Source organism: Microbacterium sp. CFBP 8801, assembly GCF_014839455.1.
Taxonomy (GTDB): Bacteria; Actinomycetota; Actinomycetes; order Actinomycetales; family Microbacteriaceae; genus Microbacterium.
On sequence record NZ_JACYNU010000001.1, the window covers coordinates 258579 to 280046 of the forward strand.

16 protein-coding genes are annotated in these 21468 nt (G+C 70.6%); 10 read left to right on the forward strand and 6 right to left on the reverse strand.

Annotated elements, in window-relative coordinates; translation table 11 throughout:
* Genes IFR11_RS01250 through IFR11_RS01270 form a run of 5 tightly spaced genes read left to right on the forward strand, consistent with a single transcriptional unit; the run spans nucleotide 1 to nucleotide 3395 of the window.
* Nucleotides 1-1050, forward strand: coding sequence for a phosphatidate cytidylyltransferase (locus IFR11_RS01250; RefSeq protein WP_191914965.1), 1050 nt, complete (start codon nucleotides 1-3; stop codon nucleotides 1048-1050).
* Entirely contained in the window at nucleotides 1047-1622 is a 576-nt protein-coding gene (locus IFR11_RS01255) for a DivIVA domain-containing protein (RefSeq protein WP_055836710.1), read from the forward strand. Before IFR11_RS01250 ends, IFR11_RS01255 begins: the two co-directional genes overlap by 4 nt.
* A gap of 49 nt (nucleotides 1623-1671) precedes the next feature.
* A complete protein-coding gene (locus IFR11_RS01260; protein WP_235561599.1) occupies nucleotides 1672-2376 on the forward strand; it encodes an aggregation-promoting factor C-terminal-like domain-containing protein in 705 nt (234 codons plus the stop codon).
* Between the two features lie 9 nt (nucleotides 2377-2385).
* A complete protein-coding gene (locus tag IFR11_RS01265; protein ID WP_055836713.1) occupies nucleotides 2386-2673 on the forward strand; it encodes a hypothetical protein in 288 nt (95 codons plus the stop codon).
* A complete protein-coding gene (locus IFR11_RS01270; RefSeq protein ID WP_191914966.1) occupies nucleotides 2673-3395 on the forward strand; it encodes an alpha/beta hydrolase in 723 nt (240 codons plus the stop codon). The genes IFR11_RS01265 and IFR11_RS01270 overlap by 1 nt, the downstream gene beginning before the upstream one ends.
* 67 nt (nucleotides 3396-3462) lie before the next feature.
* On the opposite strand, the gene IFR11_RS01275 is transcribed toward IFR11_RS01270, so the two are convergent.
* Nucleotides 3463-4536, reverse strand: coding sequence for an AI-2E family transporter (locus tag IFR11_RS01275; RefSeq protein ID WP_055939859.1), 1074 nt, complete (start codon nucleotides 4534-4536; stop codon nucleotides 3463-3465).
* A 174-nt stretch (nucleotides 4537-4710) separates the two neighbouring features.
* Between IFR11_RS01275 and IFR11_RS01280 the strand changes: the two genes are divergently transcribed.
* Nucleotides 4711-6513 carry a hypothetical protein gene (locus IFR11_RS01280; protein WP_055836724.1) on the forward strand — a complete coding sequence of 601 codons (1803 nt, stop codon included), beginning with the start codon at nucleotides 4711-4713 and terminating at the stop codon, nucleotides 6511-6513.
* The gene (locus tag IFR11_RS01285; protein WP_191914967.1) at nucleotides 6510-7451 is read left to right on the forward strand and encodes a tetratricopeptide repeat protein; all 942 of its coding nucleotides are present in this window, start codon (nucleotides 6510-6512) and stop codon (nucleotides 7449-7451) included. The genes IFR11_RS01280 and IFR11_RS01285 overlap by 4 nt, the downstream gene beginning before the upstream one ends.
* A gap of 55 nt (nucleotides 7452-7506) precedes the next feature.
* On the opposite strand, the gene glgB is transcribed toward IFR11_RS01285, so the two are convergent.
* The 3 genes from glgB to glgX form a co-directional block, all read right to left on the reverse strand.
* Nucleotides 7507-9648 (reverse strand): 1,4-alpha-glucan branching protein GlgB, encoded by a 2142-nt coding sequence (gene glgB / locus IFR11_RS01290; protein WP_191914968.1) that lies wholly within the window; start codon nucleotides 9646-9648, stop codon nucleotides 7507-7509.
* On the reverse strand, nucleotides 9645-11729 hold the full coding sequence (locus IFR11_RS01295; protein ID WP_191914969.1) for a maltotransferase domain-containing protein: 2085 nt from the start codon (nucleotides 11727-11729) through the stop codon (nucleotides 9645-9647). The genes glgB and IFR11_RS01295 overlap by 4 nt, the downstream gene beginning before the upstream one ends.
* A gap of 67 nt (nucleotides 11730-11796) precedes the next feature.
* Nucleotides 11797-13884: a glycogen debranching protein GlgX gene (glgX, locus tag IFR11_RS01300; RefSeq protein WP_191914970.1), complete on the reverse strand. Its 2088-nt coding sequence runs from the start codon at nucleotides 13882-13884 to the stop codon at nucleotides 11797-11799.
* A 49-nt stretch (nucleotides 13885-13933) separates the two neighbouring features.
* Here glgX and IFR11_RS01305 point away from each other — a divergent pair, with 49 nt between their 5' ends.
* The 3 genes from IFR11_RS01305 to ligA all read left to right on the forward strand — a co-directional run bounded on the left by IFR11_RS01305 (nucleotide 13934) and on the right by ligA (nucleotide 18909).
* Entirely contained in the window at nucleotides 13934-15115 is a 1182-nt protein-coding gene (locus tag IFR11_RS01305; protein WP_191914971.1) for a cysteine desulfurase family protein, read from the forward strand.
* 9 nt (nucleotides 15116-15124) lie between these two features.
* On the forward strand, nucleotides 15125-16222 hold the full coding sequence (gene mnmA / locus IFR11_RS01310) for a tRNA 2-thiouridine(34) synthase MnmA (RefSeq protein WP_191914972.1): 1098 nt from the start codon (nucleotides 15125-15127) through the stop codon (nucleotides 16220-16222).
* A gap of 140 nt (nucleotides 16223-16362) precedes the next feature.
* The gene (gene ligA, locus IFR11_RS01315; protein WP_244630510.1) at nucleotides 16363-18909 is read left to right on the forward strand and encodes an NAD-dependent DNA ligase LigA; all 2547 of its coding nucleotides are present in this window, start codon (nucleotides 16363-16365) and stop codon (nucleotides 18907-18909) included.
* A 221-nt stretch (nucleotides 18910-19130) separates the two neighbouring features.
* Here ligA and IFR11_RS01320 read toward each other — a convergent pair whose 3' ends face one another.
* Both IFR11_RS01320 and IFR11_RS01325 read right to left on the reverse strand, forming a co-directional pair.
* The gene (locus IFR11_RS01320) at nucleotides 19131-19544 is read right to left on the reverse strand and encodes a hypothetical protein (protein ID WP_055836747.1); all 414 of its coding nucleotides are present in this window, start codon (nucleotides 19542-19544) and stop codon (nucleotides 19131-19133) included.
* 120 nt (nucleotides 19545-19664) lie between these two features.
* Nucleotides 19665-21344 (reverse strand): long-chain-fatty-acid--CoA ligase, encoded by a 1680-nt coding sequence (locus tag IFR11_RS01325; protein WP_055836750.1) that lies wholly within the window; start codon nucleotides 21342-21344, stop codon nucleotides 19665-19667.
* Between the last annotated feature and the right edge of the window lie 124 nt (nucleotides 21345-21468).

Here is a 21468-nt window from a genome sequence, read left to right on the forward strand (position 1 = left end):
ATGACCGACCTGCCCGGGACCGGCGACACCGATCCGATCGATCCGACCGATGCTCGCCGGGCTGATCCGGTGCGCCGTTCGCCGATCACGGGCGAGGGCGTGACCGCGATCGAGTCGCAGCTGCGGGCGATGCGCACCGACGCCGAGCAGCACATCGCGCATGCCCGCGCGGAGTTCGACCAGGCCAACGAGCGTCTCAAGCAGCGCACGGGCCGCGACCTCATCGTCGCCACACTGATCGGCGTCGGCATCGGCGTGATCGTGATCGCGTCGCTGGTCTTCGTCAAGTGGCTCTTCGTGCTGTTCGCCGCGGCGGCCATGGTGCTGGGCGTGCTCGAGTTCTCGCGCGCGCTCCAGGTGGCCGGGCGGCGCGTCGATGTGGTGCCCCAGCTCGTCATGGGCTTCCTGCTCGTGCTCAGCGGGTTCTTCCTCGGCGCGTGGGTGCACTGGGTCGCCACCCTGGTCGCGGTCGTCGTGGTCATCGTGTGGCGCCTCACCGCGCAGCTGTTCTCGGACGACGGTCGCGCGCCCATCGAGGTGATCGGCGACGTTCTCGTCGGCGGCTTCGTGCAGCTCTACGTCCCCTTCCTCACCAGCGTCGCGCTGATTCTGCTCGCGCAGCCGCGCGGCGAATGGTGGGTGCTGGCGTTCCTCATCCTGGCCGTCGCCGCCGACACCGGCGCGTACGTGTCGGGCTTGACGTTCGGGCGCGGTGGGCGGCATCCGATGGCCCCCCGCATCAGCCCGAAGAAGACCTGGGAGGGCTTCGCCGGGGCCTGCGTCGCCGCCCTCGTCGCCGGGGCGCTGCTGGCCGTCTTCATGCTGCAGGTGCCGTGGTGGGCGGGTCTCATCTTCGGCGCCGTCGTCCTGGCGACGGCGACGGTCGGCGACCTGGGTGAGTCGATGCTCAAGCGCGACCTCGGCATCAAGGACATGAGCTCGTGGATCCCCGGCCACGGGGGAGTGCTCGACCGCCTCGACTCGATCCTGCCGTCGGCCACCGCCGCGCTGGTGATGTTCTACGTGCTCGCCCCGCTGGGAGTGTCATGACCGAGACCCCGATCCACGATCGAGTGAGCGCGACGCCGTTCCCCGAGGCCTCCGGGCGCTCCAAGGGCTACGAGAAGCGGGCCGTCGACGCCTTCCTCGCGCAGGCGCGCGAGGCGTTTGAAGCGGATGCCGAGGGAGCGCTGCGCTCGTCGGAGATCCGCGCTGCCGCCTTCCCCCTGGTGCGCGGCGGTTACGCGGTCGCCGCCGTCGACGCGGCGCTCGGACGCGTCGAGGACGCCTTCGCCGCCCGCGAGCGGGAGTTCGCCCTGTCGCGCCTGGGCGCGCGGGCGTGGGTCGCCGAGACGCGCGACACGGCCCAGGTCGTGCTCGATCGTCTGGGCCGCCCGCGCGGCGAACGCTTCGATCGCGTCGGTCTGCTCCGTTACGGCTACCGCGTCGACGAGGTCGACGTCGTCGCCGACCGAGTCGCGGGGTATCTGGCGGCGGGCCACCCCGTCACGCCCGAGCAGGTGCGCGCCGTCGCCTTCCGCATGCAGCGCGGCGGATACCGCGAGGCGCAGGTCGACGCCGTGCTCGATGCCGTCGTCGAGGTCATGCTCGCCGTCGGATGACCCGTTCACGTGGCACGCGCCCGCGGGCGTCGGTAGACTCGAGCACACTGTGACTGCCGGTTCAGACCTCTCGCGTGCCTCCTCGTCCCGCGCCGCCCGCCGGGGCGTGGTGTCCGTCGACGTCGTGCCGCCCGCGCTTCCGCGTCGTTCGGCGCCGCGCTGGTCTCGCCGACGCGGAGTGGTCGGTGTCTTCGCCTCGTGCGCCGCGGTGCTCTTCGCCGCCGCGTACGTCGGTCCGATGGGTGCGGCGCTGACGCCGGCTCAGGCGGACGAACCCCGCACGGTCACGCTGTACGCCGAGGGTCTCGGAGATACGCAGGCCGTATCGACCTCGGGCGAGAAGCAGGCTCCCGTGCTCGATCGCTCGAGCTACAACGTCTACGTGAAGCCGAAGCCGACCCCGACACCCACCCCCACGCCGTCGAGCGGGTCGGGATCGTCGGCGGGCGACGCCGGACCGCTGTTCTACTCCGGCGGCGGTGCCCCGGGCGAGTGGATGGCGGCGGCGGGCATCTCCGACGCGGACATGGGCTACGTCGACTACATCGTCAGCCGTGAGAGCGGCTGGAACCCGAACGCGACCAACCGCTCCTCGGGCGCGTGCGGTCTCGTGCAGGCGCTGCCGTGCAGCAAGGTGCCCGGAAACGGCTACGACCCGGTCGACAACCTGCGCTGGGCCACCGGGTACGCCACGGGCCGGTACGGCAGCTGGGCCGGGGCCTACGCGTTCTGGACCAGCAACCACTGGTGGTGAGCGGCGCCCATGCCCCGCTCCCGTAAACGTCGTCCGGAACCCGGCCGCGGCGAGGATTCCCTCGACCGCCTGATCGCCGGGTGGAAGCGCACCGAGGTCAAGCGCGGGATCGACTGGACCGTGCAGCCGATCTCGGCACCGCAAGCGCTGAAGGACTACGTCTGCCCCGGCTGCGGTCGCGCGGTCGTGGCCGGAACCGCCCACCTCGTCGTCTGGCGGGCCGACGGCGTGCTCGGTGACGCCGCCGACCTCGCCGCCCGACGCCATTGGCACACGCACTGTTGGAGGATCGCCTGATGGAGATACGCGGACCCGTTCTGCTCCCCGCCCGTCGTGAGGACATCGAGCTGCGGACGGTCGACGAGCTCACCCTCGTCGGCGAGCTCGCCCTTCCGCTCGAGCGGGAACCCGTCGCGACGCTGGTGACCCTGCATCCGCTGCCGGCGGCGGGCGGCTTCATGGACTCGCACATCCTGCGCAAGGCCGCGGGGCGACTGCCGGCCCTGGCCGACCTGGCGGTGCTGCGCTTCAACACGCGCGGCACCACGTCACCCCGCGGAACGAGCGAGGGCACTTTCGACGGGGGAGCGAGCGAGGTGTTCGACGTCGCCGCGGCCGTGGACTTCGCGCGCGAGCGGGGTCTTCCCCGACCGTGGTTGGTCGGGTGGTCGTTCGGCACCGAGCTGGCGCTGAAGTACGGTCGCGATCACGACGTCGAGGGCGTCATCCTGCTCTCGCCGCCGCTGCATCGTGCGACGGCCGAAGAGGTCGCCGCGTGGGCCGGCGACGCGCGGCGCATGGTCGTGCTGGTTCCCGAATTCGACGACTACCTGCGACCGGATGAGGCGCGGGAGCGATTCGCGTCCGTTCCGGATGCCACCCTGATCGCCGTCGAGGGCGGGAAGCACCTGTGGGTGGGCGAGACCCAGACCCGTCGGGTGCTCACCGAGATCGTCGCCGCCGTGAACCCCGACGCGCTGCCGCTCCCCGTGGAGTGGGACGGAGACCTCGACGGCTGACGACGGTCTCCCACGCGAGGCGAACGGCTCGGCCGGTCTCGCGGGGTGACGGAGCGCCGACTCTCGATCACCGCTCGTTCTGCCGCGGGATGATCACCTCGCGGTAGATGATGAGGATGCTCGCGGCCACGGGGATGGCGATAAGGGCGCCGAGCAGGTTGAGCAGCGCACCGCCGGCGAGGGCCGAGATCACGACGACGGCACCGGGTACCGAGACGGCGCGGTTCATGATGCGCGGCGAGATGACGTACGCCTCGATCTGCATGTAGACGAGGTAGTAGACCAGCGCGATCAGCGCCGTCGTGGGAGATCCGAGCCCGGGCAGAAGGCACGTCAGCACGATGATCGTCGACCCGGTGAGCGTACCCACGAGCGGGATCAACGAGAAGAAGAAGGCGATCACGGCGAGCACGGCCGGGAACGGGGCGTTGATGATCGACAGGAAGATCGCGCTCAGCACGCCGTTGATCACGCCCAGGCTCACCTGACCCATGACGTAGTAGCCGACGGAATCGGTGATCTTCTCGGCCAGCTCGATGAACCGCGCGCGCTTCGACGCGGGGACCAACTGGTAGACCGCCGACTTGAGCGACGGGGTGGATGCCGTGAAGTAGATCGTCAGGATGAGCACGATGAACGCGCCGCCGAGGCCGGCCGCCACCGCACCGCCGATCGTGAGGAGGCTGTTGCCCACCATCGTCGAGATGGAACCCACGTCGAGCGTGGTGACCCACTGCTGCACACCGGCCCACACCTCGTCGAGGCGCAACCAGGGGAGGGTCTGCTCGACCCAGGTCTGCACCTGCGTGACGATCTCGTTCCACCGGGTCGGCTGCAAGAGCTGCTCGATCTGCACCACGAGCTGGGTGATCTGCCCGACGATGATCGGCACGACCATCACGATGATGCCGGCGAAGATCCCCAGCACCCCGAGGATCGTCACGAGGACCGCCGCCCACCGGGGGAGACCGCGCTTCTCGAGGAACGAGACGACGGGATCGAGGCCCAGCGAGAGGAAGAGGGCCGTTCCCACGTACAGCAGGATCGTGGACAGGTTCTCGACGCTGCCGATCAGCAGCAGCCCGACGCCGACGCCGAGCGTCGCCAGCAGCGCCACCTGGAAAGGATTGTGGATCTTCATGACGACGACTCCCGCCTCGGACGGGTGCGACGGCGCCCGTTGTCGTCAGGATACTGACGCCGCGCCCTCGAACGTGCGCGACGGGCCTCGCCGCGAACTTTCAGGCGTCCTCGGCTATTCTGAAACGTCGATTCTTCGGTGGTGCCAGGGCCGCCGGTGGGGATGGTGTGAAGAGTGAGATTTGTCTGGGCCGTGGTGGCGTTCGTCATCGCCGCCGCCATGATCGGTGCGGGCATCGCTCAGCGGACCGTATTCCAGGGTCCGTCCGAGACCACCGCGGCCGTGCAGACCGAGGGCACCACGCCCTACACGCTCATCGACGGGTCGGTTCTCACCAGCACCCCGGGCGCGCAGACGCTGCGCGTCGCGGGTGACGGAGCCGTGTTCGTGTCGTACGGGCGCACCTCCGACATGCAGGCGTGGCTGTCGGACACGCGGTACACCTCGGTGGTCCCCGGCGGCGAGGGCAGCCTCCAGACGTCGGTCGTCGAGCCCACCGCGACCGCGACGGGCGAGGTCGCCGGGCGCAGCCCGGTCGATTCCGACCTGTGGCTCGACGAGTTCGAACAGACCGGTTCGCTGTCGACCACTCTGCAGCTTCCCGCCGACATGAGCGTCCTGGTGGCCTCGGACGGTATCGCTCCCGCCCCCTCCGACATCAGCGTGACGTGGCCGATCGACGACAGCACACCCTGGGCGGGCCCGCTGATCGTGGGCGGCGGCATCGCGCTTCTCGCCGGTCTCGTGCTGTACCTCCTCGGCATCCGGCACGTGCGTCGTTCGCGCCGCCCGCGCCGCAAGGGCCTCCCGCTGCCCGTGACCGAGCCCATCTCGATCGGCGAGTCCCGGACGGCGGGCACGGGTGTCGTGAGCGAGTCGCCGGCCCGCCGGGGTCGGGTGCGCGGAGCCCTGGGTGGTGGACGACGCGCCCTCATCGCGGTCCCCGCGCTCGGTGTCTCGCTCACCCTGCTCGCCGGTTGCTCCGCCGATGCGTGGCCGCAGTTGGCCGCGACCGAGACGCCGAGTGCGTCCCCGACCGTCATCGTGCCCGAGGGCCAGTTCCCGCCGGCCGTCACCGAGGCGCAGGCGACGCGCATCGTCTCGCGCGTGTCGACCGCGGTGACGCAGGCCGACGCGTCCCTCGACAAGACCGCCGCCGCGACCCGCCTGACGGGACCGGCGCTCGCGGAGCGCGAGACCAACTACACGCTGCGGGCGGCGATCACCGACCGTCCGGCCCTCCCCGCCATCCCGGCCGAACCGGTGCAGATCATCCTGCCGCAGACCACCGGCGCGTGGCCGCGCACGCTCATGACGGTCGTGGAGTCCGCTGACGCGGCGACTCCGACCACGACGATCATGATGATGACGCAAGAGACGCCCTGGGCCGAGTACAAGGCCGCGTACGTCGGAAACCTCGAGGCCTCGACCAACCTGCCCGAGCTGGCCGCCCCGTACGTGGGCGCCACGCAGGTTCCCCCGGACTCGTCGTTCCTGGTCATGGAGCCGCAGAAGGTCGCGGAGGCCTACTCCGACATCATCAACAACGGGCAGAACAGTGCCTCGTACGGCCTCTTCGACACGGCGAACGACCTGCTGCTGACCGCCATCCAGGACAACAAGACCAAGCGCACCGACGAGCTGAATCAGACGGGTCAGGGCACGGCCGAGATCAGCTTCGCCGCCTCGGCCGGTCCCGCCTCGCCGATCGCTCTGGCCACCCTCGACACCGGCGCGATCGTCGCGGTCAACGTGTACGAGAGCGACACGGCCAAGCCCACGAACGCCGACGCCGTGATCAAGCTCGACAACAACCCGGCGGTGAAGGCGCTGACCGGCGTCGACCAGTCGGCGACGGGCTTCACCACCACCTACTCCGACCAGGTCTTCTTCTACGTCCCCAGCCAAGGCTCGGACGACCAGATCCGCCTGCTCGGTTACCGATCCAGCCTCCTCGAAGCGAAGGTGTCCCCGTGAGCACTCCCGCCCCCGGTTCCGTCATGCGCGGTGCCGTCGACCTCTCGTCGCTGCGCAACCGCCCGCAGCCCCCCGCCGCCGGTGAGGCCGCCCCGGCGGCCCCGCCGTCGGGAGCGCTGCCCCTCGTCTTCGACGTCACCGATGCCAGCTTCGGTGAGGTGCTCGAGCTGTCGCGGACCGTTCCGGTCGTCATCGACCTGTGGGCGGAGTGGTGCGGTCCCTGCAAGCAGCTGAGCCCCGTGCTCGAGAAGGTCGTGACCGAGCTCGCGGGCCGTCTCGTGCTCGCCAAGGTCGACGTCGACGCCAACCCGCAGCTCGCCCAGGGCTTCCGCGCGCAGTCGATCCCGATGGTGCTGGCGCTCGTCGCCGGCCAGCCCGTGCCGTTGTTCACGGGCGCCGTCCCCGAGGAGCAGGTGCGCGAGGTGTTCGCCCAGCTGCTGCAGCTCGCGGCTCAGCACGGCGTCACAGGCACGATCCCCGTCGACGGCGCCGCCGATGCGGTCGCCGAGCCCGAAGAGCCGGTTCTGCCCCCGCTGCACGCCGAGGCGTTCGCCGCGATCGAAGAGGGCGACTACGCCCGGGCGATCACCGCCTACGAGCAGGCGCTGGTCGAAGACCCCCGCGACGCCGATGCCCGCGCCGGACTCGGACAGGTGCGCCTGCTCGCCCGCGTGCAGGATGCCGACCTCCAGGCCGCCCGTGCGGCCGCGGCCGCAGCTCCCACCGATTTCGACGCGCAGTTCCTGGTTGCGGACCTCGACCTCGTGGGCGGCCACGTCGACGACGCCTTCGCGCGTCTTCTCGATCTGTTCGCCGAGCTCCCGGCCGACGATCGGGCGCCCGTTCGCGAACGCATCCTCGAGCTGTTCGGTCTCGTCGGCGACGACGACGCCCGCGTCATCCGCGCGCGTACCCGTCTGGCATCCCTGCTCTTCTGAGCCGACGACGAAGGCCCCACCCGATCGAGGGTGGGGCCTTCGTCGTTCGCCGAGGTCAGCTCCCGGCGCGGTGGTGCAGCCACAGCACGCCCAGGGGCGGGAGCGTGACGACGGCGCTGCCGCGGGAATCGGTCGTCACCGCACCGAAGTTGCCCTGACCCGAGCCGCCGAACGCCTCGGCATCGCTGTTGAGGATCTCGGTCCACGTTCCCGCTTCGGGCAGGTCGATGGGGAAGTCCCCGAGCGGGACGCCCGAGAAGTTGCACAGCACGGCGATGGTGTTGCCGTGGTGGTCGCGGCGCGCGAACGCCAGCACGTTGGGGTTCCACGCGGGAGCGCCCAGACGCGAGAACGCGGCACCGTCGTGGTCGCGCGACCACAGGGCGGCCTGGTCGCGGTACACGCGGTTGAGCTCGGCGACGAAGGCGTGCAACTGCGCGTGCGACGGCTGGTCGAGCATCCACCAGTCGAGGCCGCGCGACTCCGACCACTCCGACATCTGGCCGAACTCCTGGCCCATGAAGAGCAGCTGCTTGCCCGGGTGGCCCCACATGTAGGCGAGGAACGCGCGCATGTTGGCGAGTTTCTGCCAGTGGTCGCCCGGCATGCGGCCGAAGAGGCTCCCCTTGCCGTGCACGACCTCGTCGTGGCTGATGGGGAGCACGAAGTTCTCGCTGAACGAGTAGACGAACGAGAACGACAGCTCGCCCTCGTGGTGCGAGCGGTACATGGGATCGCGCCCGATGTACTGCAGCGAGTCGTTCATCCAGCCCATGTTCCACTTGAACCCGAAACCGAGTCCGGCGTGCGAGGTGGGGGCGGTCACCCCGGGGAAGCTGGTCGACTCCTCGGCGATGATCGCGATGCCCGGATAACGCTTGTACGAGGTCGCGTTGACCTCCTGCAGGAACCGGATGGCCTCCAGGTTCTCGCGCCCGCCGAACTGGTTGGGGGCCCACTCGCCGTCGTTGCGCGAGTAATCGAGGTAGAGCATGGATGCCACGGCATCCACGCGCAGACCGTCGACGTGGAACTCCTCGAACCAGTACAGCGCGTTCGCGACGAGGAAGTTGCGCACCTCGTTGCGGCCGTAGTCGAAGATGAGCGTGCCCCAGTCCTTGTGCTCCCCGCGCCGGGGGTCGGGGTGCTCGTACAGGGGCTCGCCGTCGAAGCGCGCGAGCGCGAACTCGTCTTTGGGGAAGTGGCCGGGGACCCAATCCATGATCACGCCGATGCCGGCCTGGTGCAGCCGGTCGATGAGGTAGCGCAGGTCGTCGGGGTCTCCGAAGCGGCTCGTCGGAGCGTAGTAGCCCGAGACCTGGTAGCCCCAGGAACCGCCGAACGGGTGCTCGGCGAGCGGGAGGAACTCGACGTGCGTGAAGCCCTGGGCCCCGACGTAGTCGATGATCTCGTCGGCGGCGTCACGGTACGACAGCCCGGGTTTCCACGACGCGAGGTGCAGCTCGTAGATCGACATCGGGCGGTCCAGCGGAGCGGTCGTCGAGCGTTCCTCGATCCACGCGTCATCCGACCAGGCGTACTCGGACTCGGTGACGACCGAGGCCGTGGCCGGGGGGACCTCGGCCAGGCGGGCCATCGGGTCGGCCTTTTGGATCCAGGCACCGCCGCGGGTGAGGATCTCGAACTTGTAGCGGGTGCCCGCGCCGATGCCGGGCACGAAGAGCTCCCAGACGCCGCTGCCGCCCATCGAGCGCATCGCGCTGCCCGTGCCGTCCCAGCCGTTGAAGTCGCCGATCACGCGCAGGGCGCGGGCGTCGGGCGCCCACACCGTGAAGGCCGTACCGGCGGAGCCGTCCATCTCGCGGATGTGGGCGCCCAGGACCCGCCAGAGTTCTTCGTGACGCCCCTCGGAGATGAGGTGCAGGTCGAGCTCGCCGATCGAGGGAGCGTGCCGATAGCCGTCGTCGGTGGCGTTCTCGACCCCGTCGTCGTAGGTCGTGCGCAGCGTGTACCGGCCGGGGTTCTCGGCGAGAGCGACTTCCCACACGCCGCCGTGCACGTGCTCGAGGGTGACGCTGTCACCGGTGGCGAGATCGGCAGCCACCTCGCGCGCGAGAGGGCGCCGCGCGCGCAGGACCCAGCCGTCGGCGCCCTCGTGCACGCCGAGCACGCTGTGCGGGTCGTGGTGCGCGCCGTTCGCCACGGCATCCAGGATCTCGGGAGGAAGAGTGGTCATCGGTTCTCCTTGACGTGCAGGATGTGCACGGGCTCGGTGAAGGCGTCGAGACGCACGAAGTTGTGGTCGGCCCAGGTCCAGACCTGTCCCGTCACGAGATCTTCGACGTCGTACGACGTTCCCGGTTCGACACCCCAGACGGTGGTGTCGAGGTGGACGGTGCTCTCGCGGGTCGAGTGCGGGTCGACGTTGGCGATCACGATGATCGTGTCGCTCTCGCCGGTGGGTGACAGGGCGGCATCGAGGTGCTTCGAGTAGACGAGGATCGCGTCGTCGTCGCTCCAGTGCACGCTGAGGTTGCGCAGCTGGCCGAGGGCGGGGTGCGCGCGTCGGGCCTCGTTGAGCATGCGCAGGTACGGGGCCAGCGAGTCGCCCGCCGCCTCGGCACCGGCCCAGTCGCGGAACTTGTACTCGAACTTCTCGTTGTCGATGTTTTCTTCGGCGCCGGGACGCGCGACGTTCTCGTACAGCTCGTACCCGGCGTACACGCCGTACGTGGGGGCTGCGGTGGCGGCGATCGCGGCGCGGATCTTGTACGCCGGTCGACCGCCGAACTGCAGGTACTCGGTGAGGATGTCGGGAGTGTTCACGAAGAGGTTGGGACGGAGGAAGTCGTCGGTCTCGTGCGCGAGGCCCGAGAGGAACTCCTCGAGTTCTTCCTTCGTGTTGCGCCACGTGAAGTAGGTGTAGCTCTGCTGGAACCCGGCCATCGCGAGCCCCTGCAGGGGAGCTGGGCGCGTGAACGCCTCGGCGAGGAAGACCGCGTCGGGCTCTTCGGCGCTGACGGTGGCGATGAGCCACTCCCAGAACTGCAACGGCTTGGTGTGCGGGTTGTCGACGCGGAAGATCTTGACGCCCTGGGCGATCCAGTGGCGCGCGATCCGCAGCACCTCGGCGCGGATGCCGTCGGGGTCGTTGTCGAAGTTGACCGGGTAGATGTCCTGGTACTTCTTCGGCGGGTTCTCGGCGAAGGCGATGGAGCCGTCGGGGAGCGTCGTGAACCACTCGGGGTGCTCGGTGACCCACGGGTGGTCGGGGGAGGCCTGGAGGGCGAGGTCGAGGGCCACCTCGATGTCGTTCTCGCGCGCCGCGGCGACGAAGGCGCGGAAGTCGTCGAGAGTGCCGAGGTCGGGGTGCACGCTGTCGTGCCCGCCCGCGGCCCCGCCGATGGCCCACGGCGAACCGGGGTCGCCCGGCTGGGTGACGAGGGTGTTGTTCGGGCCCTTGCGGTTGGTCTGACCGATCGGATGAATCGGCGGCAGGTACAGCACGTCGAAGCCCATCGCGGCGACGGCGGGGAGGCGCTCGGCGGCGGTGCGGAAGGTTCCGCTGACGACGCTGCCGTCCTCGGCGCGCGTGGCGCCCTCGGAGCGGGGGAAGAACTCGTACCACGAGCCGACACCGGCGCGGGTGCGTTCGACGAGCAGTTCGGCGTCGCGCCCGACCGAGACCAGACCCATCAGGGGCCGGGCGTGGAACAACGCGGCGATCGCGGGGTCGCGGACGATGTCGAGGGCGACGTCGTCGTGCGTGTCGGGGTCGCGGAGTGCCCGCGCGGCGTCGTACAGCACGTCTTTGTCGCTGCCGGGGCGCTTCTTCTCGCCTCGGGCGCGGTCGAAGAGCTGAGCGCCCATCTCGCGCATGACGGCGACGTCGACGCCCGCGGCGATCTTCAGGTCTGCCGCGTGCTCCCAGGTGGCGAAGTCGTCGGCGTAGGACTCGAACCGGAACCGCCAGACACCCTGCTCGAGGGGGACCACGAGCGCCGACCAGCGGTCGAACCCGTCGTTCAGTGGGCTGAGACGGTGCAGTGACTCGTCGCCCGAGGGCGAGAACAGGCGCACGTGCACGCCGATCAGATCGTGTCCCTCGCGGAAGGCGGTCACCGTGAAGGGCACGGCTTCGCCGACGAAGGCCGACGGTCGGAACCGCCCGCCGGGAACACTCGGATGCGGAAGAGCCAGGGGGATGCGTGGGGTGACCACGTTCCGTGACGTCGGTGTCGGCTTGACCGGCCGCACGGGGATCGAGGCGGCACTGCGCCAGGGCAGCTCGGGCGTGAGAGTCGTCGTGTCAGCCACGGTCCGAACCTACCGCGGGGCGACGACGTGCCCTCACCTTTCTCGCGCCCTTGACAGCGCGCGTCGCTTACTCGACGCGGAACAAACGCATCGACGCACCCGCCAGCGAGACCGTCTCGCCGGGGGCGAAACGCTCCCCGCCGGGGGTCGGCGCCTCGTCGGCACTGGACCACAGCGAGACGTAGGCCGTGCCGGCATCGTCGTCGAGGGCGGGCAGCACGATGTCGGCCGGCGCCTCGGTCCCGTGCACGACCAGCAGGACCTGGTTGAGGTCCTCGTGCTCGGGCGTCGAGGTCGCGAGGTATTGCAGCGTGCGATGCGCGGGGTCGTTGAAGGCGTCGCTCGACATCGTGCGCCCCTTCTCGTCGAACCACTGCATCACCGAGGCCGAGGGGATGCGCTCCCCGAGTCGGGCGAACCGCCGAGGACGCAGGGCCGGGTTGTCGCGGCGGATCTGCAGCAGACGCTGCGTGTGCGCGAACAGATCGCGCTGCCAGGGCGCGAGATCCCACGACAGCCAGGTGAGGGCCGAGTCGTGGCAGTAGGCGTTGTTGTTGCCCCGCTGGGTGCGTCCCATCTCGTCGCCCGCGGTGATCATCGGGATGCCGGCCGATACGAGCAGCGTGCCCATCAGGTTGCGCATGGCCTTGCGACGGGTGGCGAGGACGCGTTCGTCATCGGTGCGCCCTTCGGCGCCGTGGTTGAAGGAGCGGTTGGTGTCGGCGCCGTCGCGGTTCTGCTCGCCGTTGCCCAGGTTGTGCTTGACGTCGTACGAGACGAGGTCGCGCAGCGTGAAGCCGTCGTGCGCCGTCACGAAGTTGATGCTCGCGAGCGGTCCGCGCTCCTCTGAGAACGTATTCGAGGAGCCCGCCAGGCGCGTGGCGAAGCCGCCGATCCCCACGGGGGCGGTGTCGGCGCGGCGGGCGTAGTCGATGTCGCTCAGCCAGAAGTTGCGCACCCGGTCGCGGTAGCGGTCGTTCCACTCCTGCCAGCCGTCGCCGAAGTTCCCCGTCTGCCACCCGCCCATGCCGACGTCCCACGGCTCGACGATGAGCTTCACGTCGGCGAGTTCGGCGTCGTCGCGGATGGCCTGGAGCAGCGGATGCTCCGGCGTGAACGAGTGCCGCTCGTCGCGGCCCAGCGTGACGGCGAGGTCGAAGCGGAACCCGTCGATCTGCACGTCGTTCGCCCAGTAACGCAGCGAATCGAGGACCAGCCGCGCCGCGGCGTCGGTCGAGGTGTCGACCGCGTTGCCGCACCCGGTCTCGTCGATGTAGGCGCCGTCGTCGGTCTGGCGGTAGTACGACCGGTTGTCGATGCCCCGCAAGCTCGTGCGGGGGCCGCCGATGCCCTCTTCGGCGGTGTGGTTGTAGACCACATCGAGGATGACCTCGAGGCCGGCCTCGTGCAGCAGCTTCACCATGCCCTTGAACTCGCGCAGCACCGCCTCGGGACCCTCGGCGCGGCTGGCGGCGGTGGCGTAGGCGGCGTGCGGGGTGAAGAAGTTGAGGCTGTTGTAGCCCCAGTAGTTCGTCAGCCCCAGCTGCAGCAGACGCGGCTCGGTCGCGAAGGCGTGGATCGGCAGCAGCTCGACGCTGGTGATGCCGAGCGACAGGAAGTGATCGATCATCGCGGGGTGCGCGAGACCGGCGTAGGTGCCGTGCAGCGCCGGCGGAATGAAGGGATGCCGCTTGGTCAGCCCCTTCACGTGGCCCTCGTAGATCACGGTCTTGTCCAGCGGCACGCGCGGTTTCGTCGACGTGCCCCAATCGAAGCCGCCCTCGACCACGACCGCGCGCCAATCGCCGAAGTTGCCCGAGACGAGTCCCCGCGCGTACGGCTCGACCAGGAGCGTCTGCGGATTGAAGGTGTTGCCGGGGCCGAGCGGACCGCCCACGCGGATGGCGTAGCGGGCTCCGGGCCGCAGCAGGGCGGAGGTCGCCTCGAACACCCCGTCGCCGAGGGGGACCATCGTCACCGTCTCGGTCGCCCAGTCGAGGTCGACGTCGTCGAACACGAGCATCTGCATCGCGTCGGCGTGACCCGACCACACCCGGAGGGTGCCGCCATCGGGGCCCAGCCTCACTCCGAGATCGTCGAAGGCGCTGCCGAGCAGGCCGGGGCGGGCGGGAAGGACAGTCTCGGGTCGGACCATGCGTCTTAGGGTAGTGAACGGCGGCAGGCGTCGTCGGAAGGACAGCACGATGCAGGTCTACCTCGATCACGCAGCGACCACGCCGTTGCGCGCAGAAGCGCGCTATGCCTGGCTCGCCGCACACGATGTGCTGGGCAATCCGTCGTCGATCCACGGGGCCGGCCAGGCGGCGCGTCGCCTGCTCGAAGACGCCCGCGACCAGCTCGCCCTCGTACTGGGGTGCCAGGCCATCGAGATCGTCTTCACCGGCAGCGGCACCGAGGCGGCCAATCTCGCCCTGAAGGGGCTGTGGTGGTCCCGCCCGACCGGGGTCGACGCCCTCGTTCTGCCCGACGGCGAGCATCACGCCACGCTCGACGTCGTGAGCTGGCTCGCCACCCAGGGCGCGCTCGTACGCCCGGTCGGCCTCGACGCCCTCGGTCGGATCGACGCCGACGCGTTCGCCGCGGCGCTGCCGGGGGCCGCCGTCGCCACCGCGCTCGTGGCCAACAACGAAGTCGGGACGGTGCAGAATCCGGCGGCTCTCGCGGAGCTGGCATCCGGAGCCGGGGTTCCCCTGCATCTCGACGCCGTCTCGGCGCTCGGTCAGATCGCGGTCGACTTCGCGGCCTGGCGGGGTGCCGGGACCGCGACCGGGGGACTGGCGGCGATGTCGGTCTCGGCGCACAAGGTCGGCGGCCCCGTCGGGGTGGGGGCCGCGGTGGTGTCGCGGCACGCGAAGCTGACGGCCCTCGTGCACGGGGGCGGGCAGCAGCGGGGGCTGCGCGCCGGAACGCAGGACGTCGCGGGAGCCGCCGCCTTCGCCGCCGCGGCCACCGCCGCCGAGGCCGAGCGCAAGGGCGAGAACGCACGGCTCCGAGCGCTGCGCGATCGCCTGGTCGACGGCATCCTGAGCTCCGTCCCGGCGGCGCGCCTGCTGGGCGATCCGACGGATCGGCTTGCCGGAAACGCGCACGTGCTGTTCCCGGATGCCGCGGGCGAGACGCTGCTGTTCCTGCTCGACATGGCGGGGATCGCCGTGTCGACGGGATCGGCGTGCCAGGCCGGTGTCGCCGAGCCCTCGCACGTCGTCCTCGCTCTCGGACTCGACGACCGCGCCGCCCGCTCGGTGCTGCGGTTCAGCCTGGGACGCACCTCGACGTCGGCGGACGTCCAGGCGGTGCTCGCTCGTCTTCCCGACGCGTACGCCCGGGCCGTGGCATCCGGCGCCCGTTCAGCCCCGCGTTCGTAGACTGGACCCATGCGAGTTCTGGCGGCGATGAGCGGTGGCGTCGACTCCGCGGTGGCCGCGGCCCGCGCGGTGGAGGCGGGCCACGACGTGGTGGGCGTGCACCTGGCGCTGTCGCGCGCGGGTGGAACGCTGCGCGCCGGCAGTCGCGGATGCTGCACGATCGAAGACGCGATGGACGCCCGTCGCGCCGCCGACAAGCTCGGCATGCCCTTCTACGTCTGGGATTTCTCGGAGCGGTTCCGCGACGACGTCATCGACGACTTCGTGTCGGAGTACCGCGCGGGGCGCACCCCCAACCCGTGCATGCGGTGCAACGAGAAGATCAAGTTCGCAGCCCTGCTGGAACGCGCCCTCGAGCTCGGCTTCGACGCCGTGTGCACCGGGCACTACGCCACGCTCATCGACACGCCCGACGGGCGGGAGCTGCACCGTGCGTCCGACAATGCCAAGGATCAGTCGTACGTGCTCGGCGTGCTGACGGCGGAGCAGTTGGCCCACACCTACTTCCCGCTGGGGTCGACCCCGTCGAAGGCCCTCGTGCGCGCCGAGGCGGCCGAGCGCGGGCTGACCGTGGCCCAGAAGCCCGACAGCCACGACATCTGCTTCATCCCCGACGGCGACACGCGCGGCTGGCTCGCCGACAAGGTCGGAGCCGAGCGCGGCGAGATCCTCGACCGCTCGGGCGCCGTCGTCGGCACGCACGAGGGGGCGCACGCCTTCACCGTCGGTCAGCGACGGGGCCTGTCGCTCGGCGTTCCCGCCTCCGACGGCAAGCCGCGCTTCGTGCTCGAGGTGCGCCCGATCAACAACACCGTCGTGGTGGGGCCGAAAGAGGCACTCGCGTGCGCCGAGATCGCGGGGGAGCGCTTCACCTGGGCCGGCCGGGCACCCGCGGAGGACCGCTTCGACTGCCACGTGCAGATCCGCGCGCACGCCGACCCGGTGCCCGCTTGCGCTTCTCTGGTGGACGGTGTGCTCACCGTGCGTCCCGAGAAGCCGTTCGACGGCGTCGCCCCCGGGCAGACGGCTGTGCTGTACGACGGCACGCGCGTGATGGGCCAGTTCACGATCGACCGGACGGTGTCGGCGGTACCGGTCGACGCCTGACCTTCTCGCGCGGGCGTGGGGGTCCGCCGGCGGTGATGAGCGGAGGGTGTGGGTTCGGGGGAGGGTGGATGCCGTGGCATCGGTCCTCCGTTGGTCCCTGGCACTCCGCTCATCACGCCAGTGAGGCAACCCCGACGGCGATGTCGGAACCCCTCCCTAAGCTGGAGGACGTGACCGAGCACGACCAGCTTCCCGACCTTTCTCTCGACGACGCGCGCGTCGAGGCGGCCGACCTGACGCAGCGCATCGTCGACGCGCGCGAGGCGTACTACGGCCGGGACGCCGAGCTCGTCGACGACGCCACCTACGACGGATGGATGCAACGACTCGAGGCCATCGAGCGGCTGCACCCCGAGCTGCAGGGGCAGGACAGCCCCACGCAGTCGGTGGGCGCCGCCGAGGCCACCGACCTCGCCACCATCGAGCACGCCGAGCGCATGCTGAGCCTCGACAACGTCTTCTCTCCCGACGAGCTGCGCGACTGGGCGGTGAAAACCGAGGCGGCGGCGGGTCGAGCGGTGCACTGGCTCAGCGAGCTCAAGATCGACGGCCTCGCCCTCAACCTCCGCTATGAGCACGGCGTTCTCACCTCGGCGGCCACCCGGGGTGACGGGCGCGTCGGTGAGATCGTGACCGACAACGCGCTCCGTCTCGCCGGCGTTCCGCGACAACTGTCCGGCGAGGGGCATCCCGCCCTCGTCGAGGTGCGCGGCGAGGTGTTCATTCCGGTCGCGAAGTTCGAGAACCTCAACAGACTGCAGGGCGAGTACCGAGAGCGCGCAGTGGCCGAGTCCCGCGAGCGCGCCGCCGGTCGACGCGGCAACCGGGCCTTCGACGAAGAGAAGGCCGAGCAGGCGGCCGCGCGACGGTTCCCCGCGTTCGCCAATCCGCGCAACGCGGCCAGCGGCGGACTGCGCCAGCAGATCGAGAAGAAGACCGGCCTCGAGCTCGAGGCCGGCCTCGCCCGCATCGACTCGCTCTCTCTATACGTCCACGGCCTCGGCGCGTGGCCCGATCCGCCGGTCGCCGCCCAGAGCGAGATCTACGACCTGTTGGCGTCGTGGGGACTCCCCACGTCGCCGTACAGCCGGGTCGAATCCTCGATCGACGGCGTTCTGTCGTTCGTCGCGCACTACGGCGAGCACCGCCACGACGTGGAGCACGAGATCGACGGCGTCGTGGTCAAGGTCGACGAGCTGGCGCTGCACGACGAGCTCGGCGCCACGAGCCGCGCTCCGCGCTGGGCCATCGCCTACAAGTACCCGCCGGAGCAGGTCAATACGAAGCTCATCGACATCGTCGTCTCGGTCGGGCGTACCGGGCGCGCCACGCCCTTCGCCGTGATGGAGCCGGCGAAGGTCGCCGGCAGCGTGGTGCGCCAGGCCACTCTCCACAATCAAGACGTGGTCAAGGTCAAGGGCGTGCTCATCGGCGACACGGTCGTGCTGCGCAAGGCGGGCGACGTCATCCCCGAGGTCCTCGGCCCGGTGGTCGAGTTGCGCGACGGCACGGAACGCGCGTTCGTCATGCCCGCCGACTGTCCCGAGTGCGGCACCCCGCTGCGCCCCGCGAAAGAGGGCGACATCGACCTGCGGTGTCCGAACGCCCGCTCCTGCCCCGCGCAGGTGCGGGGGCGTGTCGAGCACATCGGCTCCCGCGGCGCGCTCGACATCGAGGCGCTCGGCGAAGTGACCGCCGCGGCGCTCACCCAGCCCGAGGTCCCCGACCGCCCACCCCTCGACACCGAGGCGGGGTTGTTCGATCTCACGATCGAGCAGCTCGTTCCCATCGAGGTCGTCGTGCGCGACTCCGAGACGGGCGAGCGCAAGGTCGACCCCGACACCGGAGACCTCGTGCGTCGCGCGCCGTTCCAGAAGCTCGGCCCGGCCACGTATCCGCCGGGGACCGAGGACCTCGATCCCGCCGAGCGCCGACGCCGCGGCATCCGCAAGGATCACCGCGAGGTGCGTCCGTCGGAGCAGGCGCTGAAACTGGTGGCCGAACTCGAGAAGGCCAAGACCAAAGACCTGTACCGTCTGCTCGTCTCGCTGAACATCCGCCACGTCGGACCGGTGGCCGCCCGCGCGCTCGCGCAGTGGTTCGGATCGCTGGATGCCGTCCGCGCGGCCTCGCGAGAAGAGCTCGCCGCCGTCGAGGGCGTCGGGGGCATCATCGCCGACGCGGTCATCGACTGGTTCGAGGTCGACTGGCACCGCGAGATCGTCGAGCGATGGACGGCCGCGGGCGTGCGCTTCGCCATCCCCGGCCACCCGGGGCCGGGCGCCGCAGCAGCCGCCGGTGGTGTGCTCGCGGGGCTCACGGTCGTGGCGACCGGGTCTCTCGAGGGGTACTCCCGAGAGGGGGCGCAGGAGGCCATCCTCGCCGCCGGAGGCAAGGCCGCGTCGAGCGTGTCGAAGAAGACGGACTTCGTGGCGGCCGGCCCGGGAGCCGGGTCGAAGCTGGCGAAGGCCGAAGAGCTCGGTCTGCGCATCCTCGACGCCGCACAGTTCCGCGTGCTGGTCGAGCAAGGGCCCGCGGCTCTTGACGGCGAGGACGGCGGCAACGCGGATGCGATCGCCGACGCGACCGCTGACGTCACCGCAGACGGCGGCGCGAGGGCTGTCGGCGACGTAGACGAAGCGACCTCTGAGACGCTGACCTCCGACATGCCGACCTCGGACGACTGAGCAGCCCCGGCCCCCCGCAGACGCCCCCGGAGCGCAGACACCGCAGGCCGTTCGCGTGCGTGCGCGTCCGTGGGGTCGCGACGACGGCCTGACCGCACCTACCGTGGGAGATGCCCGAGGTCCGCGCCGCGGCGAGGCGGCGGCCCCGGATCGGCCCCTCCCTCCCGCACGGAGGGGCGGAGCCGACACCGGCCCCGCCCCTCAGCGCGCGTATCGCGACGTCAGCCGGCGCAGACCGCCGCGGCGTCGGTGAAGCTCTGCTGCAGCGTCTGCACCTGCTCGCCCAAGCCGTCGACGCCGCTCGGGTCGGCGACGACGCCCTCGAGGAAGGCGACGTAGTCGTTCAGCGCACCGCTCGCCTGGGCGGCAGCGGGTGCGACCTCGGTGTTCGTGATCGACGAGAACGCGTCGTCGACGTTCGTCGCGAGGCTCTTGAAACTCGTCATCGCGGCCTCGGGGTCGGACGAGCTCATCGACGAGCCCGCCTTGCTGACCTCTTCGAACTGCGTCTTGACGATGTCGCACGCGTCGGCCTTGGACTGATCGGCCGCCGGAGCGCCGCCTCCCGAACAGCCGGCCAGCAGCAGCAATGCCGACGCCGCCAGGGCGGCGAGCGGAGTGCGCTTGATGATCATGTGATCCCCCTCTGTCTCCCCGGGCGGATCGCTCCGGGTGGGGCTCACGATATCGAGGGCACGACGAGGGGCGCCATCTTGCACCGGGGACTTGTGTCGGAGCCGCGCGGGGCCTCTCGTTCAGCCGCCGAGCAGCTGATCGCGCACCTGCCGGCGCAACACCTTGCCGATCAGCGAGCGGGGCAGCTCGTCGACGACCACGAGACGCTTGGGCACTTTGTACGGGGTCAGGATGCCGCGCGCGAACGCCCGCACCGCCTCGGCGTCGAAGTCAGCCGGGGTGGTCGGCACGACGGCGGCGACGACGTCTTCACCCGAATGTTCGCTCGGCACGCCGACCACGGCCACATCGGCGACGGACGGGTGCTGACGCAGCACGTTCTCGACCTCGGTCGGTGCGACGTTGAAGCCGCCGGTGATGATGAGTTCCTTGATGCGGTCCACGATGCGCACGAACCCGTCGTCGTCGATCGTCACGATGTCGCCCGTGCGGAACCAGCCGTCGACGAACACCGACTCGGTCTCTTCGGGTTTGCCGTAGTAGCCCGAGAACACCTGGGGACCGCGCACGAGCAGCTCGCCCCGTTCGACGTCGGTGCGGGGGTCGTCGGGGTCGACGACGCGGCACTCGGTGCCCGGCAGGGGGAGCCCCACGGTTCCGGCGACCCGGTTGCCGGCCACGGGGTTCGCCATGAGCACGGGGGAGCACTCACTGAGCCCGTATCCCTCGACGAGGTAGCCGCCGGTGGCCTTCTCGAACGGCACGACGAGGTCGTGGGGCAGTGCCATCGCCCCCGAGATCGCGACGTCCGTTCCGGCCAGCGAGATTCCCTGGGCCTCGGCGGCGGCGAGCAGCCGTTCGGCGATCGGCGGAACGAGGGGCAGGAACGTCGCGGGGTGCTTCTTCGTCACGGCGAGCACGAGGTCGGGGTCGAACTTCGGGAAGAGCACGAGCCGCGCGCCCATCGACATCGCGAAGGTCAGGCACAGGGTCAGCCCGTAGGCGTGGAACATCGGCAGCACCGCGTAGACGACGCACCCCTCGCCGCGCACGATCTGCGGAACCCAGGCGCGGGCCTGGGCGGCGTTGGCGAGCAGGTTGGCGTGCGTGAGCATGGCGCCCTTGGGGGTGCCCGTTGTTCCGCTGGTGTACTGGATGATCGCGAGATCGTCGGCGGTCGGTCGCGGGTGCGACTCGGGCAGCGGCGCGTGACGGACGAGCTCGGTCCAGGGGGTGGCATCCCGCGTCTTCTCGGTGAGCGCGGCGCGGGACTCGCGGGCCTTTGCGATCGGCAGCCGGAGTGCGAGACGCGTGAGCCGAGGCATCGCCAGGGTGACGTCGACCGACACCAGTGTGCTCACCCGCAGGTCGGCGGGGAACTCCTGCACCGTGCGCACGACCTTGCTCCAGACGATGGCGTGCTTCGCGCCGTGGTCTTCGAACTGCTTGCGCAGCTCGCGCGGGGTGTAGAGCGGGTTGTGTTCGACGACCACCGCTCCGAGCCGCAGCACGGCGTAGAACGCCACGATGTGCTGAGGGCAGTTCGGCAGCACGATCGCGACGGGGTCTCCGGCGCGTACGCCGTGGGCCGCCAAAGCGGCTGCCGCCCGCGAGATCTGCGCCGACATGTCGGCGTAGGTCGTCTCGCGTCCGAAGAACTGCAGCGCCGGGGCGTCGGGATAGTCGCGCGTCGAGGCGTCGACGATGTCGACGAGCGAGCCGGTCTGGGCTCCGACGTTCTCGGGGACGCCGTCGGCGTAGCTGCGGGTCCAGGGACGGGGCGGGTCGAAGCGCGTCACGCGGCCAGCCTACGGCGAGGGGCGAGCGCCGTACCGTCGCAACCGGCCCGGCGTTCCGCACAGCGGGGATACGCGCGGCACGTCACCGGTCTTCGCCCGTCCATCGCGGCCCGGCGCGCGGCGC

Bases quoted from the DNA above. Each gene is read 5' to 3' on its own strand.
- IFR11_RS01250 (WP_191914965.1), top strand. From the start codon at position 1: ATGACCGACCTGCCCGGGACCGGCGACACCGATCCGATCGATCCGACC.
- IFR11_RS01255 (WP_055836710.1), top strand. From the start codon at position 1,047: ATGACCGAGACCCCGATCCACGATCGAGTGAGCGCGACGCCGTTCCCC.
- IFR11_RS01265 (WP_055836713.1), top strand. From the start codon at position 2,386: ATGCCCCGCTCCCGTAAACGTCGTCCGGAACCCGGCCGCGGCGAGGAT.
- IFR11_RS01270 (WP_191914966.1), top strand. From the start codon at position 2,673: ATGGAGATACGCGGACCCGTTCTGCTCCCCGCCCGTCGTGAGGACATC.
- IFR11_RS01275 (WP_055939859.1), bottom strand. From the start codon at position 4,536: ATGAAGATCCACAATCCTTTCCAGGTGGCGCTGCTGGCGACGCTCGGC.
- glgB (WP_191914968.1), bottom strand. From the start codon at position 9,648: ATGACCACTCTTCCTCCCGAGATCCTGGATGCCGTGGCGAACGGCGCG.
- glgX (WP_191914970.1), bottom strand. From the start codon at position 13,884: ATGGTCCGACCCGAGACTGTCCTTCCCGCCCGCCCCGGCCTGCTCGGC.
- IFR11_RS01305 (WP_191914971.1), top strand. From the start codon at position 13,934: ATGCAGGTCTACCTCGATCACGCAGCGACCACGCCGTTGCGCGCAGAA.
- mnmA (WP_191914972.1), top strand. From the start codon at position 15,125: ATGCGAGTTCTGGCGGCGATGAGCGGTGGCGTCGACTCCGCGGTGGCC.
- ligA (WP_244630510.1), top strand. From the start codon at position 16,363: ATGTCGGAACCCCTCCCTAAGCTGGAGGACGTGACCGAGCACGACCAG.
- IFR11_RS01320 (WP_055836747.1), bottom strand. From the start codon at position 19,544: ATGATCATCAAGCGCACTCCGCTCGCCGCCCTGGCGGCGTCGGCATTG.